The organism is Neobacillus paridis (assembly GCF_016765675.1).
Classification (GTDB): Bacteria; Bacillota; Bacilli; order Bacillales; family Cytobacillaceae; genus Neobacillus; species Neobacillus paridis.
In genome coordinates, this window is the sequence record NZ_JAESWB010000343.1 from 1 (window position 1) to 621 (window position 621).

The 621-nt window shown below is 61.5% G+C and carries 1 protein-coding gene; it reads left to right on the forward strand.

The window, feature by feature from the left end:
• Positions 1 to 621, forward strand: a 621-nt coding sequence (locus JK635_RS29125; protein WP_202655779.1) for an EAL domain-containing protein, incomplete at both ends; no start/stop codon positions are given.

A 621-nucleotide genomic window follows, 5' to 3' on the forward strand; every position in this document is an offset into this window, starting at 1 on the left:
CCCTTGAGCGCGATGAACTGACGCTGCATTACCAGCCGCAGTCCAGCCTGTCGACAGGCCAGGTCACGGGGATGGAAGCGCTGCTGCGCTGGCGCAGCCCGGAACTCGGCACGGTGAGCCCGGCGGAATTCATTCCGGTCGCGGAACAGTGCGGCCTGATCCAGGCGATCGGCCTCTGGGTGTTGCGCTCGGCCTGCGCGCAGATGGCGCAGTGGAGCCGCGACGGTCTTGGGCAGTTGACCATCTCGGTGAACCTGTCGGCACGCCAGATGTACAACTGTGACCTGCTGCACGATGTGCTGCGGATTCTTGAGAGCACCGGACTGCAGCCGGCACAGCTCGAACTGGAGATCACCGAATCCTTTCTGATGGAAAAGGTCGAGGAAAACGTTGTCCTGCTCCGGACGCTGCGCGCAAGCGGTATTCAGCTTGCCATCGATGACTTCGGCACCGGCTACTCGTCATTTGCCTACCTGAGGCGTTTTCCCATCGACCGGCTCAAGATCGACCGCACCTTTGTGCAGGACATCGGACGCGACGGTGAAAATGGCGCCATCGTGACCGCGATCATTTCAATGGCGCACGAGCTCGACATGCAGGTTGTTGCCGAAGGGGTGGAAG